The organism is Acinetobacter sp. 1542444 (assembly GCF_000581835.1).
Lineage (GTDB): Bacteria > Pseudomonadota > Gammaproteobacteria > Pseudomonadales > Moraxellaceae > Acinetobacter > Acinetobacter pittii.
On record NZ_JEYA01000003.1, the window covers coordinates 616,294 to 633,200 of the forward strand.

At 38.8% G+C, this 16,907-nt stretch carries 13 protein-coding genes and 1 pseudogene; 7 read left to right on the forward strand and 7 right to left on the reverse strand.

Annotation, left to right across the window (positions count from 1 at the left end; genetic code table 11):
* Position 1: 1 nt before the first annotated feature.
* Together eat and J580_RS14995 are read right to left on the reverse strand one after the other, a co-directional pair.
* Entirely contained in the window at positions 2-1,438 is a 1,437-nt protein-coding gene (gene eat / locus J580_RS14990) for an ethanolamine permease (protein WP_032004763.1), read from the reverse strand.
* A gap of 220 nt (positions 1,439-1,658) precedes the next feature.
* On the reverse strand, positions 1,659-3,170 hold the full coding sequence (locus J580_RS14995; RefSeq protein WP_002119354.1) for an aldehyde dehydrogenase family protein: 1,512 nt from the start codon (positions 3,168-3,170) through the stop codon (positions 1,659-1,661).
* 142 nt (positions 3,171-3,312) lie between these two features.
* Here J580_RS14995 and J580_RS15000 point away from each other — a divergent pair, with 142 nt between their 5' ends.
* Complete coding sequence (locus tag J580_RS15000) at positions 3,313-4,503, forward strand: helix-turn-helix domain-containing protein (RefSeq protein WP_032004765.1); 1,191 nt, start codon at positions 3,313-3,315, stop codon at positions 4,501-4,503.
* On the opposite strand, the gene J580_RS15005 is transcribed toward J580_RS15000, so the two are convergent.
* Both J580_RS15005 and mdh read right to left on the reverse strand, forming a co-directional pair.
* Entirely contained in the window at positions 4,500-5,468 is a 969-nt protein-coding gene (locus tag J580_RS15005; protein ID WP_032004766.1) for an alpha/beta hydrolase, read from the reverse strand. The genes J580_RS15000 and J580_RS15005 overlap by 4 nt on opposite strands.
* Before the next feature lie 195 nt (positions 5,469-5,663).
* On the reverse strand, positions 5,664-6,836 hold the full coding sequence (mdh, locus tag J580_RS15010) for an iron-dependent methanol dehydrogenase (protein WP_004791599.1): 1,173 nt from the start codon (positions 6,834-6,836) through the stop codon (positions 5,664-5,666).
* Positions 6,837-7,066: 230 nt separating this feature from the next.
* On the opposite strand from mdh, the gene J580_RS15015 reads away from it, so the two are divergent.
* Together J580_RS15015 and J580_RS15020 are read left to right on the forward strand one after the other, a co-directional pair.
* Positions 7,067-8,779: an AAA family ATPase gene (locus J580_RS15015; RefSeq protein WP_032004767.1), complete on the forward strand. Its 1,713-nt coding sequence runs from the start codon at positions 7,067-7,069 to the stop codon at positions 8,777-8,779.
* Positions 8,780-8,822: 43 nt separating this feature from the next.
* On the forward strand, positions 8,823-9,182 hold the full coding sequence (locus J580_RS15020) for a 5-carboxymethyl-2-hydroxymuconate Delta-isomerase (RefSeq protein WP_032004768.1): 360 nt from the start codon (positions 8,823-8,825) through the stop codon (positions 9,180-9,182).
* A 122-nt stretch (positions 9,183-9,304) separates the two neighbouring features.
* Here J580_RS15020 and thiM read toward each other — a convergent pair whose 3' ends face one another.
* The 3 genes from thiM to J580_RS15035 all read right to left on the reverse strand — a co-directional run bounded on the left by thiM (position 9,305) and on the right by J580_RS15035 (position 11,734).
* Positions 9,305-10,132 carry a hydroxyethylthiazole kinase gene (gene thiM, locus J580_RS15025; protein WP_014207083.1) on the reverse strand — a complete coding sequence of 276 codons (828 nt, stop codon included), beginning with the start codon at positions 10,130-10,132 and terminating at the stop codon, positions 9,305-9,307.
* 35 nt (positions 10,133-10,167) lie between these two features.
* Entirely contained in the window at positions 10,168-11,325 is a 1,158-nt protein-coding gene (locus J580_RS15030; RefSeq protein ID WP_032004770.1) for a hypothetical protein, read from the reverse strand.
* A gap of 151 nt (positions 11,326-11,476) precedes the next feature.
* Positions 11,477-11,734, reverse strand: coding sequence for a hypothetical protein (locus J580_RS15035; protein WP_032004771.1), 258 nt, complete (start codon positions 11,732-11,734; stop codon positions 11,477-11,479).
* 318 nt (positions 11,735-12,052) lie between these two features.
* On the opposite strand from J580_RS15035, the gene pepN reads away from it, so the two are divergent.
* The 4 genes and pseudogenes from pepN to J580_RS15055 form a co-directional block, all read left to right on the forward strand.
* On the forward strand, positions 12,053-14,659 hold the full coding sequence (gene pepN, locus J580_RS15040) for an aminopeptidase N (protein ID WP_032004773.1): 2,607 nt from the start codon (positions 12,053-12,055) through the stop codon (positions 14,657-14,659).
* 569 nt (positions 14,660-15,228) lie between these two features.
* Complete coding sequence (locus J580_RS15045; protein ID WP_206241022.1) at positions 15,229-15,765, forward strand: spore coat U domain-containing protein; 537 nt, start codon at positions 15,229-15,231, stop codon at positions 15,763-15,765.
* 73 nt (positions 15,766-15,838) lie between these two features.
* A complete protein-coding gene (locus J580_RS15050; protein WP_032004775.1) occupies positions 15,839-16,543 on the forward strand; it encodes a molecular chaperone in 705 nt (234 codons plus the stop codon).
* A gap of 9 nt (positions 16,544-16,552) precedes the next feature.
* A pseudogene (locus J580_RS15055) lies at positions 16,553-16,907 on the forward strand (fimbrial biogenesis outer membrane usher protein); the annotation flags it as partial.

Here is a 16,907-nt window from a genome sequence, read left to right on the forward strand (position 1 = left end):
TTTATAGTTCTTGTTCTGCGGCTTTAATATTTGCAAACTCTTCTTCTGGTGTACCTTTAACTAAATGATAACGGCTATAGAGTAAAAAGTAAGCAATAAATACGACATAAATAGCGGCAGCAATAAACCAAACTTTCGGATTAACAACAAAGCCTGCAACCACAGCAGCGATTGCTAGAACCAAAGCAATGCTTGAAGTGAAGATTCCTCCAGGAGTTTTATATGGACGAGGCATGTCGGGTTTAGATAGGCGTAGTTTGATGTGAGATAAAAGAATCAATACATAGGAAATAGTGGCACCAAAAACAGCGATTAAAATGAGTGAATCACCTTCTTTGGTGAGTGAAAGCAAGAACCCGATAATACCCGGAATAATAATTGCGAGATAAGGGGCTTTATTTTTATTGGTTAAAGAGAGTGAAGTAGGTAAGTAACCAGCACGAGAGAGTGCAAAAATTTGACGCGAATAGGCATAGATAATTGAAAAGAAACTCGCGATTAAACCTGCTAAACCAACAAAGTTAACAAAAGTCGCAAGCCAAGTATTGGTGCCATACACTTTAACCAGAGCATCGACGAGGGGAGCGCCAGAGTTTTGCAAAGTACTTGCACCCGCTGCACCTGCACCTAAGAATAAAATGAGCATGGCAAAGGCCGTTAAGATGAGCATTGCTCCGATTAAACCGCGTGGCAGGGATTTGGCTGGATCTTTTGCTTCTTCGGCTGCTAATGGCACACCTTCAACTGCTAGGAAAAACCAGATAGCAAAAGGAACTGCAGCCCAGATACCCAAATAGCCATGAGGTAGAAAATGACTTGCACCAGCTGCTGTGCCAACAGTAATATCAAATAAATTTTGTGCATTAAAGTGTGGAATCATTGCCACAATAAAAACAACAAGAGCAACTGCTGCGACAAGCGTAATGGCAAACATGATTTTTAAGGCTTCGCCCGCACCTTTGAGGTGTATACCCATAAAAATGGCGTAACAAGCGAGGTAAATCATCCAGCCATTAATACCAAATAGAGATTCGCAATAACCACCAATAAATACGGCAATCGCCGCTGGTGCAATTGCGTATTCAATTAAAATAGCTGTTCCTGTTAAATAGCCGCCAAAAGGACCGAAGGCAGCACGCGCAAAACTATAACCGCCGCCTGCTGTCGGCATCATGGTGGACATTTCTGACATAGAAAGACATAGACATAGGTACATGATTGCAGCGAGTGCAGTGGCAATAAACATACCACCCCAGCCACCTTGGGCTATGCCGAAGTTCCAGCCAGCAAAATCACCCGATATCACATACGCTACGCCTAAACCAATCAGGAGTAACCAACCAACGGTACCTTGTTTGAGTTGACGCTGAGCAAAATATTCTGCTGATGAGACTTCTGTACTTGAAGAAATGACGGAAGCTGTTTCTGGTTGATTCATACAATACTCCTGCGAGTGGGTTTGTATGGATCAATGCAAAAGCAATGCCTAAATGAAGCACTTTAGAGAATAGATGGAGCTTTTTTATTCTACATGATAAAAATTCAAGCTTAACAATCGGAAATAAAGAAGCCAGCAATCTAAATTACTGGCTTCTTATATAATTAATTATCTTACTTCTTTCTAGTGTTGATAGTTTGGTATCAACTTGGTGCGAAACTTAGAAGAAGCCCATTGGTTTAGTTGAATAACTCACTAACAAGTTTTTAGTTTGTTGATAATGATCTAGCATCATTTTATGGTTTTCACGGCCAATACCAGACTTCTTGTAGCCACCAAATGCAGCATGTGCAGGGTAGATGTTGTAGCAGTTTGTCCAGACACGACCCGCCTCAATAGCACGACCAGCACGATAAGAAATGTGAGCTGAACGTGACCATACACCTGCACCTAAACCATACATGGTGTCATTGGCAATTTTAATTGCATCGTCAAAGTCTTTGAACGTTGTCACAGCAAGTACAGGTCCAAAAATTTCCTCTTGGAAAACTTGCATGCCATTGTGACCTTTAAAAATAGTCGGATCGACATAGTAACCATCGCCTACTTCTTTACGGCCGCTACCGCCAAGTAAGAGTTCTGCACCTTCTTCACGACCAGTGTTAATACAACGTAAGATTTTCTCTTGCTGTTGTAGAGATGCTTGAGCACCAATCATCGTTTCAGTATCAAGTGGATGACCAGTTTTAATACGTTTTACACGTTCGACAGCCATCTCTAAGAACTGATCAGCAATGCTTTCTTGTACTAAAGCACGAGAAGGGCAAGTACATACTTCACCTTGGTTTAAGGCAAACATAGCAAAACCTTCAAGCGTTTTTTCTAAGAAGTCATCTTCTTTATCCATGATATCTTCAAAGAAAAGGTTTGGTGACTTACCGCCAAGTTCTAATGTCACTGGAATAATATTTTCGGTCGCATATTGCATCACCATTTGTCCAGTTTGAGTTGAACCTGTGAATGCGATTTTTGCAATACGTGGGTTTGTCGCTAAAGGACGGCCGACTTCTGAACCGAAACCATTGACAATATTAAGTACACCCGGCGGTAAAATATCTTGGATCAGTTCAGCGACCAACAAAATACCCACTGGAGTTTGTTCAGCTGGCTTAATCACAACACAGTTACCTGCTGCTAAAGCAGGTGCAAGTTTCCATGCTGCCATCAAAATTGGGAAGTTCCATGGAATAATTTGACCAACTACACCGAGTGGTTCATGGAAATGATAAGCAATGGTATCTTCGTCAATTTCAGAGATGCCACCTTCTTGAGCACGTATACATCCAGCGAAATAACGGAAATGGTCGATCGCGAGCGGAAGGTCAGCTGCTAAAGTTTCACGAACTGCTTTACCGTTATCCCAAGTTTCGGCAACAGCAAGCATTTCAAGATTTGCTTCTAAACGATCGGCAATTTTTAAAAGTATATTTGAGCGTACTGTTGGTGATGCTTTATTCCATGTTGCTTTCGCTTTATGTGCTGCATCTAGAGCGAGTTCAATATCTTCGGCACTAGAGCGTGGAATACGTGTGAAAGCTTTTCCATCAACAGGAGATACATTATCAAAATATGCACCCTTTATAGGTGCCACCCATTCACCGCCAATAAAATTTTCGTATTGTGATTTAAATTGAACTTTTGAGCCTGGTTGATTTGGATCGATATAGCGCATATAAATATTCCTTTGCTTTTTAGGACTAAAGACTAACAAGAACCCTGTCAGTAGGTACTTTCGTACTTTGTATAATTAGGATATAAAGAAGAAGGTTGGAGAAAGGTTGGAATAGAAATGTGGATATATAAGGAATTTACAAATGTTCACAAAAAAGGATTTATTGCAGCAACGGACGTTGATTGATCAACTGCGCACGCAAAATAGTCTCTCTCCTCAGAACGCTGCCAAACTCGGCCAAAGTATTGCAAGCTCGTGGGAACGATCGGCTTCTGCCGCGATTCCTAAAGAGCGTTTTGCTGCTCCATTAGTCGAGAAAAAAACTGCTTCAAAAAATGCTTTAGATATGGCTTTAAGCCAATGTGCCGACGACTTACGTCATATTGCAGAGCAATCTTCAATGGTAATTGCTGTCGGTGATATCGGCAGTACGATTATCTGGACGGCACCAAGTGCACAAATGCAAAGTGCTGCTGAGCGTGTACATTTTGTACAAGGTGGTCAATGGCGTGAAGAATTTGTTGGTACGAATGCCTTGGCTTTATCTTTAAAAACTCAACAATCAAGCTGTGTTTTTTCAAATGAACATTACATGGAGTCGATTCATGATTGGGTGTGTTATGCCGCACCGATTATCGATCCATACTCAAAACAAACGCTAGGTGTTGTTGATTTATCAACCACATGGAAGAACCATAATAGTTTAGGAATCCTGGCGGCTGAACGTTGTGCATCAATTATTCAATCTGCTTTGCTAGAGCAGCAGCGCCAGCAATTACATATCCGTGCATTTTCAACGCCTCAAGTTAAATTTAATGGCAAAAGTTTGTTATTAACACCGCGTCAAATTGAAATTTTAACCATATTGGCACTATGTCCGCATGGTTTAACTTTAGAGCATCTTTATCAGGCGCTCTATGGCGAACGTAAAGTCAGTATGGGTACGCTTAAAGCTGAAATGTCTCAACTACGAGATATTTTGGGTGGTTTACTTGGTTCACGTCCATATCGTTTGCTGGTGCATGTTGAAGCCGATTTTTTACAAGCTGAACAAGCGCTCGATGCGGGATATGCAGCCTCGGCTTTGCAGCTTTACACAGGTGTATTTCTGGCAAAAACTGAAAGTCCGTTTTTATGTGCATGGCGCGACTGCCTTGAGTCACGCTTGAGCGATGCAATTTTTAAAACCCAAGAAACAGATTTACTGTTAAAGCATCTAGCTCATTTCCCTGAAGCAATTGATGCGGTAGAACGCCTTATGGAGCTCTTACCAAGTGAACATCCTGCGCATCAACTGCTGGTGAAATACCTTGACTCACCTAAGCTTAGTTAAGTAATTTTTTGATCCAGCCACTGGAACAATTGTTGATAGACTTGTTCTCGTACTGGCTGGGCCGAAAGGACTAAGTCATGCAATCCATTGTGAATAGAGACAACCGAGACATCGCCTTTAATTTTTTTACCATGTTTCTCAATGTCTTTAACATCTAAAATGACATCGCTTCGAGTTGCATCTGGTCCCCATTTGCGCGGGTTTTTAGTTTGGTGCGAATGCATAATCAGTGCGGGAACGTTTAGTTTAACCCCGCGGTGAATCTCTTTTTGTGCCGTATGAATCGCATGTACAAAGCTGAGTTGAACTGTAGGAGCAGAGGTTGGTTTCCAGTCAAGGTTAAAATCCCATTCACCTTTGAGCTGCTTGTGAAGACTGGTGGTGTACCATTTGTTGAGTTGGCTTGGGAATTTAACTTTTGGTAGATATTTTCCTACTCGACTGAGCATTGGAATACCAAACTTCTTTTCGACTAGACTTAAATTAAAGTCGTAAAATGGACTATTTGCCCATAGCGCTTTAATAAGAGGATGATCTGGATGATGGGCAGCATAAAGCGTTGCTGTCAAACCACCAGTTGAATGACCTGCGAGTAAAACCTGAGTGTGTTGCTCTTCGCCAATAATCTCTAATGCTTGAGTAATTTCGGCATCATATTCTTTTAAATCAAGCACATTATAGAAAATTTGATGAGGTAGCTTTGAGCGGCCATATTTTCTTAAATCAAGTGCATAGAAGTCGTAACCATGAGCATTGAATTGCTCAGCCATTTCGGTTTGAAAGAAATAATCTAAAAAACCATGAATATACAGCACGGCTTTTTGAGTAGATTGAGCAGCTTTTTTACGCACTAAGGTGGCTACAACTTTCCCTTCATAATCATCAGGAAAACTAAGTGTGAGCTGTTCGTAGCCCGTGCCTAAAATATCTGGAACATAAGTTTGATTAGCTGAAGATGTATTCATTTTTATCGAGCTATTGTAATTAAGACATGCTGAGTATCCTTCAATGAAATGGGCGAATTGTCAATTAGGTTTGGAAAAGGTTGGAGTATAGATTCTAAAAAAAGGGAATACCGCTGGAGCTAAGTATTCCCCAAAAAAGTAAGTCAACGGTCGGAGGGATTTGACTTACTAGAGGGATATGCCATTACATCAGTATTAAAGTGCTGCTTTGAAAATCTCCACAACTTGCGCATGATTTGCTTTACGAGGGTTGGTGAGCATACATGCATCTTTTTGAGCATTATCTGCCATCACCGCAAGGTCTTCAGTTTTTACACCAAGCTCGGTTAAACCAGATGGAATACCAATTGATGAAGACAGTTTACGAATGGCATCAATAGCAGCATACGCAGCTTCCATCACTGTTAATCCGTGAGTTCTTACACCCATTAACTCTGCGATTTTTGCGTAACGATCTGGGCAAGCAATTAAGTTAAATTCACAAACGTGTGGTAACAAGATTGCATTACATACACCGTGCGGTAGGTTGTAGAAACCGCCTAACTGGTGCGCCATTGCGTGAACATAACCTAAAGATGCATTGTTAAATGCCATGCCAGCCAAATATTGTGCATAGCTCATCGCATCACGCGCTTCGATGTTTTCACCATTTGCGACAGCAGGTTGTAACCACTGGCTAATCATGGTGATGGCTTTTTCTGCACAGGCATCAGTAATTGGGTTTGCCGCCGTAGAAACATATGCTTCAACCGCATGTGTTAGCGCATCCATCCCTGTTGCAGCCGTTAAACCAGCCGGTTTTGCAATCATCAGTTTCGGATCATCGATCGCGATAAGTGGAGTACAACGCCAGTCGACAATCGCCATTTTTACGTGAGTATCTGTATTGGTAATAATACAGAAACGAGTCATTTCAGATGCCGTACCAGCCGTTGTATTCACTGCAATCAGTGGTGTCATTGGCACTTTGCTTTTATCAATACCTTCGTAGTCACGAATATGACCACCACCCGCAGTGACTAAACCAATCCCTTTTGCACAGTCGTGAGATGAACCGCCACCTAGAGAGACAATAAAGTCACAGCCATTTTCGTTATAGGCATTTACGCCATTATGAACATTAATATCGGTTGGGTTAGGTTCTGCGCCTGGGAATATATGGCTTGCAACGCCTGCTTCAGTTAAATAGTTTGCGATAAGATCTGCAACACCAAATTTAAATAAGCCTTCATCGGTCACAATTAATGCTTTTTTTGCGCCGAGGTTTTGTGCCTTTGTACCAATTTCTTTAGCACATCCTGGTCCAAAGAGTGATACACATGGAATATAAAAACCGTTTGTTTGATCTGCAATATTTTTAAAAGCCATGGAGTGATTCCTTCTTCCATAAATCCATTGTTTGTTATTACAGGTGAGCCTCACCATGGCCTTAGTATTGTGATGTGAAGTTTATTTTCCTACCTACCAAAAACCTACCAAATATTACTTGGGATTTAATTATTGATTTATATGTGCTTTTTAGAAAGTTTGGCACATTCATTTAATTTTTTCGGGAAAATCGTTAAGCTATGGGCTGTTGAAGATGTACATATGAGATTATGAAACAGGAAACTGCGCTTAAACTGCTTAAAGCAGGTGAAAATGTCTTTTTAACCGGTTCGGCTGGTGCAGGGAAAACCTATACACTTAATCAGTACATCCAATACTTAAAAGCACGTAAAGTGCCTGTGGCAATTACGGCATCTACAGGTATTGCAGCAACACATATGAACGGTATGACCATTCATACATGGGCTGGCATTGGCATTAAAGATCTGTTAACTGACGACGATCTAAAACGCATGAAAGAGCGTAAATATCTCAAGGAACATCTTGAAAATGCGCAAGTTCTTGTGATTGATGAAATCTCAATGTTACACGCGAAACAGCTTAATCTGGTCAATCAAGTTCTAAAATATTTTAAAGAAAGCGATGAAGCCTTCGGTGGTATTCAAGTCATTGTGGCTGGAGATTTCTTCCAGTTGCCGCCTGTAGGACGTAATGGTGAAGCCAACCGTGATAAGTTCTGCTTTATGTCAGATGCATGGGTCGAAGCTAAATTCCGCGTATGCTATTTAACAGAACAGCACCGTCAAGACGATGAAATTCTGAACCAGATTTTAAACGCGATTCGTGCGCAAAATATTCAACCAGATCATTTACAAGCACTGCGTCAATCACGCTCGCATGATATTGGTGACACCTTTACTCGTCTTTATACGCATAATATGGATGTCGACAACATCAATTATCAGCACTTAAATGAAATTGATAATGAAGGGCATCAATTCAATGCTGTTTTAGATGGTAATGAAAAATTATTAGAAACTTTAAAATCTTCAGTGCGTGCGCCAGAAGAACTCACACTTAAAAAGCATGCCAAAGTCATGTTTGTAAAAAATAACTTTGATATGGGCTATATCAACGGAAGTTTGGGTGAAGTCATCGGCTTTGAGGAAGATGACGAAAATGGCTTACTGCCGAAAGTAAAACTGACTGATGGCACGACTTTGCTGGTTGCTCCTGAAACGTGGTCCGTTGAAAATGAAGCAGGCAAAGTGATTGCAAGTTTTCAGCAAATTCCGCTTCGTTTAGCGTGGGCGATTACTATTCATAAAAGCCAAGGGATGACTTTAGAAGCGGCTGAAATTAACCTCATGAACACCTTTGAAAAAGGTCAGGGTTATGTTGCATTGTCACGCTTAAAATCTTTAACTGGTCTAAAATTATTAGGTATTAACGAGCAAGCTTTAGAGCTAGACAGTTTAGCTGTAAAAGCGGATCGTCGTTTCCAAGAACTTTCAAAAGAGGCCGAAGACAACTTTGCAGATGTAGATTTAACGGCTCAGCATAAAGCGTTTATTCGTCACTGTGGTGGCACCTTGAATGAAACTGAGATTTCTCGTAATGAGAAGAAACTCGCAAAAGGTGGAAAGCAAAATTATGCAACGGCAACTTTAGATGAGACACGTGTGCTGTTTGAAGAAGGCTATGAGATTGAAGACATCGCGCATGAACGTGGTTTAACCCCAGCGACGATTATTAATCACTTGGCTCGACTTCATAAAGAGCAAAAGCTAGATATTTCGGTTGCCCATCCGGGTGAAGAAGTAGTCGAAGAAATCCGAAAAATTTATAAGAAGCTGAAAAAGCGCCAAAATCCAGATCATTTTTCTGATGATGGTTCGATCAAACTAAGACCAATTGTTGAAGCAACCAGTCCTCGAATGGGATATGATCAGGTCCGATTAGCTTTATTATTTATTGAATAAAGTTTAATTAGCTTAATGACTTATTATATAAATTGAGGTGGCTATGCCGCACGTTGTAGTTGATTATTCAGAAAATTTAACTGGATTAAACGCAAAACAATTACTTGAAGAAATTAATACCACACTGATTGAAACAGAGCTATTTAGTCCAGAAGACATTAAAAGCCGCGCGCGTAAAGATGATGTTTTCTTGATTGGTTTGGGACTGGAACAGGCTTATATTCATGCAAAGGTCTATATTTTGTCGGGAAGAACGGCTGAACAAAAACAGCTTATGGGTGAGCAGTTATTAGCGGCGCTTAGTAATAAAAAATATCTACACCCAGAGTTTAATAAAGAAATTCAATTGTGCGTTGAGCTTGTCGATATGCCAAGAGAAGATTATTTCAAGCAAGTTGTATAACACTAAAAAGCGCAATTTCGATCAAGAATAGAGATCAGCACTATGTAAAAGTAGTGCTTTCGAATGAACAGATATCTACTTACTTTTAAAGTGAGTCTAGCGTGATACAGGTATAACCTAGATTATGCCTGTATCTCTAAAAGCTTAATATCTGCATATTGCTCAATCAAGTTGTCATCTAGCATGTGGATGTAATCCATGAAGATGGTGCTAAAACTTCCCATAGTTTGCGCTTGATTTGCAGCAAGTTTACCTGCAATCGCAAAATGAACATGAGCTGAAAGAGCAGCAATAGTTGGTGTCGTCACAGCGCTATATGCTGCAATTAGCGCACCTAAAGCGCAGCCTGTTGCTGTAATTTTGGGCTGTAATGGACTTCCGCCGTTTACTTGAATAATGATGTCTAATTCTTTAGATAAAATATAATCTGACTCACCTGAAATAGCGATACAGTCCGCATGTGCTAATAGTGCATAAGCCTGTTGATAGGCTTGATCACTGCTTAAAGTACTATCGACACCTTTAGATTGAACTTGGTTGCCAGCAAGCGTACTAATTTCTGAGGCATTACCACGAATAACGCTTGGCTTGAACTGTAAAAGCTCGTCTGTCATTTGACTACGCCAAGCTAAAATTGGTCCATAGCCGACTGGATCAAGCACCCATGGAATGCCATTGAGCTGTGCAGTCTTGGCAGAGATTTGCATAGCTTGCATTTGCTCTGAGGTTGGCGTACCCAAGTTAATGCTCAAAGCCGATGAAATTTTGGTAAAACTTTCTGCTTCATAAGGATTATCAATCATGGCAGGTGAAGCACCAGAAGCAAGTAAGACATTGGCTGTATAGTTGGCTGCAACGCTATTAGTAATGCATTGCACAAGAGGTGTTTTTGCCTGCATGTTTTGCCAAGCGTCAATTACCTGCTCAATCAAAGTCGATGCTGATGTCATGTTATTATCCTTATTAAGCCAAAGTGATTGTAGATTTAGTGAGTAAAATAATGATCTTGATGCTTACATCTTTGACAAATCAAAGAAACATAATCTGCCGCATCATAATCAACACTTAAATCATTTGAACCACAATGCATACAGCGTTTAACTGAATAAAAGTTTAATCGAGGTTCAATTTTCCGCCATGCTTTCCAGACAGGTTGTACAAAGATCTGTTCGTCGTAACCTAAGAAGCGGTTAAGTAAAATATAACTCATTTTACTGTAGGGAATATTGTGAGGACGAGGCAACATTGAGGTTTCCCACTTTTCAGCTAAGGCTCTCTCACGATATTGCTCTAAGGTTTTCTTTAACAAATTGGTGTTAATAAATTTTTCATTACGCGGCTGTAGGGCTTTCTGTTTATAAAGATATTCGAGTGCCGTCTGAATCAGATAATAGATTTGACCAATTGCTAATGAATCCATTAAGCGATAGCAAAAAGTTTGAAAATTAGAGCTTCCTGCAATTTGAATGCCCCAAGTTCGGCAATAGAACTGCATAAACTGAATAATCTCTTGATAGAGCACCTGAAAAAGTACGTCTTTTACTTCATCAGCACTACGAAACGGAATACCAAGACTTAAATTTTCATAAAACCAGTAGCGTAATTGCTGGGCAACACTAAATAAACTTGGGTCACTATAACCGTCCAAGCGAATGTTTAAATAAAAGCACTGAGGTTCATCAGCTTGATCTTGGGCGTTTAAAATTCCATCTTTATGGAGTTGCTTAATCAGATAGTTTTGAAAAATCCAGTTCGGGGTAATGGATTGATATTTAATTTTGTCCCAGTGAATGTATTCGTCATGAGCAATATCGTCTCGTGCATAGTCGTCGAGCAGGCTAAGTAAAAAAAGTTTATGCAAAAAACTGAGCTGTTCCAGACTACGTTGAGGTTGCTCTTTTGACTTAAACTGGCGTTGTTCTTGTAGGCGTGTTTGCTGTAAAAGCTTTTTTCGTTGTTTTGTGCATGTTTCACAATGACAAGTCATTTTCGTATCTTTAAATACACGGTGCTGACAATGACTGCATTCATGAAACTGAATGTCTTGTTCAAATTGCTCGGCATCTACCCAGTACATTGAAGCTTGGCAGAGAGGACAATGGCTACTTTCATCTAGCTGTTTCTGTAGAATTTGTAAGACCATTTTGCTCCGAACGTTTAAAACTATCATGATTGACTTATTATACACAGCCGCATTGCCTATAGCTGAGATTGTCTTTTTGTTTGGTGCAAAAATAGAAAACCTAAAATCTTTATTATGATTTTAGGTTTTCATAAGGGGTTAAAATTTAAAATTAAACAGGGCACGGCAAGCTCTCATCATTCTGTCCAAGCTTTTTGGCATTGATAAGTGCCTGCACTTTTTTACTTGGTAGTTTTACCTTACCTAAAGCGTCGTAAGTATTAACTATAGAAGTTACCTCCTGAGCAGTCATTGAAATACCTTCCGTAGATAAAAACACCGCAATCACATGGTGATCGAGTCCTGCTGCATCTAGATCATGAATCGCTTTAATATTTTCTAAGCGATGAAAATGTGCTTTTAATTCCATACTGACACCTCTTGTTCTGATTGAAATATTTATATTGGTGTATTAGTGAAGGCAAGAACCATGCCCAAAATGTAAGCTGACTCTAAAAAATGTTAAAAGCTGAAGTTGTTTTATTTTTATTGTATAGATTGATTATATAAGCAACGATTATCGTAAATTTGGTCTAATCTGTGCTAATAAAAGACGATTCTAATTTGAAATGTATAAATGAAGTCCCATTAATTTTATAAAGGTAAATAAACACGGTATGTATGAATGTATATGATCAAGTTCATAAAATTCGTACTACGGTTTCCGAAAAGTATATAAGGAATAAAGATGAATATTGCGGCGCAGCCTCCAGTTCAGGCAGATCAAACAGTTTATTTAAAAGATTATCAAAAACCTTCGTTCTTGGTTGAATCTATTAATCTTGATATTCAAGTATATGATGACAAAACAATTGTTGATTCAACATTAGTCATGAAGCGTCAAACTGCTGGAGACTTGGTGTTATTGGGCCGTGATCTTGAGTTGCAATCTATTCAGCTCAATGGTCAAGATCTTACTCCTGCACAATATTCACTCGACAGTGAACAACTGGTGATCACTGATGCACCAGATGAAGTCATTTTACAGACTCAAGTCATTATTCATCCTGAAACCAACACTCAGCTTGAAGGTTTATATAAAGCAGATGAGTTGTTTGTAACCCAGAATGAACCTGAAGGCTTCCGCAAAATCACGTTCTATCCAGACCGTCCAGATGTACTTTCAGTCTTTACGACACGTGTAGAAGCCGACAAAAAATATCCAGTGTTACTTGCCAATGGTAACTTGCTTGAAACAGGTGAGGTAGGTGAAAACCGCCACTTTGCGATCTGGCAAGACCCGACTAAAAAACCAAGCTACTTGTTTGCTTGTGTCATTGGTGATTTAGCTGTTCTTAAAGATCGTTATACGACTTCGGAAGGGCGTGATGTTGCTTTAGAAATCTATGCCATTGAGAAAGACATTCCAAAATGCCATATCGCGATGGAAGCATTAAAGCATTCAATGCGTTGGGATGAAGAACACTACGGCCGTGCTTATGACCTCGACAACTATATGATTGTTGCGGTGAGCCAGTTCAACATGGGTGCAATGGAAAATAAAGGTTTAAATATCTTTAATACTTCATGTGTGCTTGCCGATGAAGAGTACACAACTGATGCAGCCATTATGCGAGTACAGTCTGTGATTGCGCATGAATATTTCCATAACTGGACAGGTAACCGTATTACTTGCCGTGACTGGTTCCAGCTGTGCTTAAAAGAAGGTTTAACGGTTTTCCGTGACCAGTCTTTCTCTGAAGATTTACAATCTGCTGCAGTTCAACGTATTGATGATGTTGCGGTACTTAAATCGCATCAATTCCCTGAAGATGCTGGTCCATTGTCGCATCCACCACGTCCAGATCACTTTGTAGAAATTAATAACTTCTATACAGCGACTGTTTATGAAAAAGGTGCGGAAATTAACCGCATGATGTCTACTTTGTTAGGCAAAGAAAAATATCGTAAGGGAACAGACGAATACTCCCGCCGTCATGATGGACAAGCCGTAACTGTAGAAGACTGGGTTGCTGCATTATCTGCAGGTTCAGGTGTCGATTTATCTGCATTCTTAACTTGGTACAACCAACCAGGTACACCAAAGCTTGAAGCAAAAGGTGAATATGATGCAGCGGCACAAATTTATCGTTTAAGCTTTAAACAAAGCCTAAAAGCGCATCCGAAATATCCAAACTTAAAAGCTGTTCCAATTCCTGTTGCTTTAGCACTTTTTAACGCTCAAACAGGGGAGCAATATACATTGCGTAGTGAAAGCCTATTCGTAAATGATGTTAAAGATGGCGTGTACTTGTTTGACCAAGATGAAGCAACTATTGAGTTTACAGGGGTAACTGAGCAACCTGTTGTTTCACTACTACGTAATTTCTCAGCTCCTGTAAATCTTGTGTTTGATTATACTGATGAAGAATTAGCATTCTTAATTCAACACGAAACAAACGGCTTTAACCAGTGGCAAGCAACGCAAACCTTACTTGAACGTATTTTGCTAGAAGACCATTCTGCAGATGCGTACATTCAAGCTATTCAGAGCACTTTGCCTGAGTTGGTTGGCCGTGACCCACTTTTAGCATCACGTTTGTTTGATGTACCAAGTGAAGGTTATTTGGGTAGTCGTATTGATCAGAACTATGCACCAGCAGATATTCATGTAAAACGTGAAGCCTTGCTTAATCGTTTAGCACAAGAGTTGGGTTCATTCTGGAAAGATACTTATCTTACCCTTGACCCAGACTTGCAAAAAGAATTCTCTTTAGCGATGGGTGTACGTGCGTTAAAGAATATCATGCTCATGATGATGGCGCGTCAGGGCGACCAAACTGCATTTGAATTAGCACATGTGCAATATCAAAACACAGGCAATATGTCTGAGCGATTAGGTGCGCTACGTGTATTGGTTTGGCAAAATGCGCCTCAAGCTCAAGAGGCACTTGCTGATTTCTATGATCGCTTTAAAGATGAAGCTTTGTCTTTAGATCAGTGGTTTATGATTCAAGCTGCAAACCCAAATGCGACAACAGAAACAATTGAGTATCTTACTCAACATCCTGACTATGATTTAACAACTCCAAATCGTATTCGTGCGGTAAGTGGTGGCTTGTCAAATAATCCTGAAAATACTTGGGGCTTTGGTGTCGCTCACTTTATTAATCTTGCAGAGTATCTAGACGAGAAAAACCCGATTTTAGGTTCACGCCTGTTACAGGTGTTATCTCGTTGGTATACGCTTGCAGAGCCTCAACGTACTCAAGTACAACAAGCTTTACAAGCATTGCAGCCTAAAGTGAAATCGAAAAATGTTTCTGAAACTTTAAATAGCATGCTGAGCGTTTAATTATTTAAACTTACTAAATAAAGGTCTCTAAAGAGGCCTTTATTTTTTTATATCTCATAGCTATTCAAGATTTAAAATAAATAAAACTATCCTTGTTATAGTTCATCTGTAGATCAATTTTTATCATTTTATTTTTATATAAATTATGATCTTTAATAGTTTTCTGAAGGTGCACTTTTAAGAAATAATATAAAATGAAAATTAAAGAGATAAATAATAAATTAGCTCTTGAAAATTATTTAATTTTTTAAAGTTAGCTAAATTTTGAAATATTTATTTAAATTTACCTTAATATTTTTTCTAGTGTTTTTATTAAAATTATTTAAATCAAATATTTATATTTTGTAAATATTGTTTTTTTGTATCCGTAAGATAAGTTTAGGTAAATTTGTTTTATTGATTAGAAATTAAAATAATAACGTGAACATGCATTTTATTTATTTTTATGTATTATGTTGGAAAGTAGGATAAAAAAATAAGCTTTAAAAGAGCAGTCAAATAAAAATGATTGTAAGAATAAGGGTTAAATTTTTTATATCTATTAATTCGACAATTTAGTTTAAAAGGTTTTGGCCATGAAAAAGACTTTTATTTATTTATCAGCAGTTGTTGCAGGATTATTTTCTCTCAATGCGGCAAATGCAGCTACAGCAACAGGTACATTAACTGTTCGAGCAACAGTAACGAATAGTTGTGTATTGAATACCTCTGCAACTGGCACGACAACAAATGCCGTTTTAGATTTTGGTACATTAAGTTCACTTGCTGGCAATGTTGATGCAGATACCACAACAACTGGTGGTACCTCAATTAAAGTCCTTTGTAATAATACTGTGCCATGGACTTTGTCATTTGATGGTGGTCAGAATGTTTTATCAACCCAACGTCGCATGATCGGCGGGGCGACTAGCAACGAATATATTCCTTACAACCTTTTCTCTGACACAGGACGTGCCACAGCAATTGGTATTGCAACGACAGCCTACAGTGGAACCGGAACTGGTAATGTTCAAACTGTAAATGTGTATGGTCGTATTCCTGCAGGAACAACTTTACCAAGTGCAGGTAGCTATGTTGACAGTGTGACTGTAACGGTAACTTATTAATTTGCATAAATTAGAATTACGTTAGCCCTTTTGAAAGGGCTAATACATTAAAAAAGTTATATTTGAGCAAATCATGAAAAAAAATATTTTTATTATTACGGGATTATTCGTATCTTTATCTAGCTCTATTAACGCCGCAACAATCCGTCTTTCACCTGTAAATGTAGAAATATTAAGTAATCAAAATGCTGCTTCAATTAGTTTATATAACCAGTCAAATGAAAGCGCTGATTTGCAGGTGCGTGTATTTGAGTGGAGACAAAATGCTGGGCAAGATCAATTAATCCCTACGGATGAGATTGTAGTTAGTCCACCATTTTTAAAACTACAACCTAGTGACTCTTATAACTTACGTGTAGTTAGAATTAACCCAGAACCTATTTCTGGTGAAAAAACTTATCGTATTATTATTGATGAGTTACCCAAACCAATTGATAGCCGTAAAGCAGCTCAGGGAGTAAATGTATTACTTCGCTCATCATTACCTGTATTTGTAGTAAATAAAGATGCGATTACCAAACTGAGTTGGAAAATTGATGTTAACCAGAACACACCTTCTTTAAATATTAGCAATATAGGTAACCGACATGCGTTGTTAAATACTTTAACGCTTGTAGATACAACAGCGAATAAAAGTTATCCCATTAAAGTAAATACTGTGAATGGTTATATTCTTGCGGAGAAGTCGAAAAGTTACTCGATTAGTAACTTTACCTATCAACCAAATCATAAATACAGCGTATCTCTAACAGTTAATGGTAAGAAAACCACACTTTAAGAGGCTTATATGAAATACATTATAGGTGTCTTATGTGTTGCGTATTTTCCTACGTATTCTTTTGCCGAACAGTTACTAGATTATACGAATACTGCAGTTCCGAGTGTTCCTAAATCTGTTGGTAACGATAATAAATATAAACACGTAGGAACGAATGAGCAGGAGCAAGATCTTAATTTCATTCATCTATTTTTAAATATTTCGATTAACTCAAATGCTTCTGAAGATTTGGTTGCTGTAAAGCAATCTAAGGATGGAAAACTATATATTCGTTCTAGTGCCTTAAAAACTTTAAGACTAAAAATGGATGAACATATCCCAGATAACCAGTGGGTATGTATCAACGATCTAAACGGAATCCAGT

Coding starts and splice junctions, on each gene's coding strand:
- eat (WP_032004763.1), bottom strand. CDS start 1,438: ATGAATCAACCAGAAACAGCTTCCGTCATTTCTTCAAGTACAGAAGTC.
- J580_RS14995 (WP_002119354.1), bottom strand. CDS start 3,170: ATGCGCTATATCGATCCAAATCAACCAGGCTCAAAAGTTCAATTTAAA.
- J580_RS15000 (WP_032004765.1), top strand. CDS start 3,313: ATGTTCACAAAAAAGGATTTATTGCAGCAACGGACGTTGATTGATCAA.
- J580_RS15005 (WP_032004766.1), bottom strand. CDS start 5,468: ATGAATACATCTTCAGCTAATCAAACTTATGTTCCAGATATTTTAGGC.
- mdh (WP_004791599.1), bottom strand. CDS start 6,836: ATGGCTTTTAAAAATATTGCAGATCAAACAAACGGTTTTTATATTCCA.
- J580_RS15015 (WP_032004767.1), top strand. CDS start 7,067: ATGAAACAGGAAACTGCGCTTAAACTGCTTAAAGCAGGTGAAAATGTC.
- J580_RS15020 (WP_032004768.1), top strand. CDS start 8,823: ATGCCGCACGTTGTAGTTGATTATTCAGAAAATTTAACTGGATTAAAC.
- thiM (WP_014207083.1), bottom strand. CDS start 10,132: ATGACATCAGCATCGACTTTGATTGAGCAGGTAATTGACGCTTGGCAA.
- J580_RS15030 (WP_032004770.1), bottom strand. CDS start 11,325: ATGGTCTTACAAATTCTACAGAAACAGCTAGATGAAAGTAGCCATTGT.
- J580_RS15035 (WP_032004771.1), bottom strand. CDS start 11,734: ATGGAATTAAAAGCACATTTTCATCGCTTAGAAAATATTAAAGCGATT.
- pepN (WP_032004773.1), top strand. CDS start 12,053: ATGAATATTGCGGCGCAGCCTCCAGTTCAGGCAGATCAAACAGTTTAT.
- J580_RS15050 (WP_032004775.1), top strand. CDS start 15,839: ATGAAAAAAAATATTTTTATTATTACGGGATTATTCGTATCTTTATCT.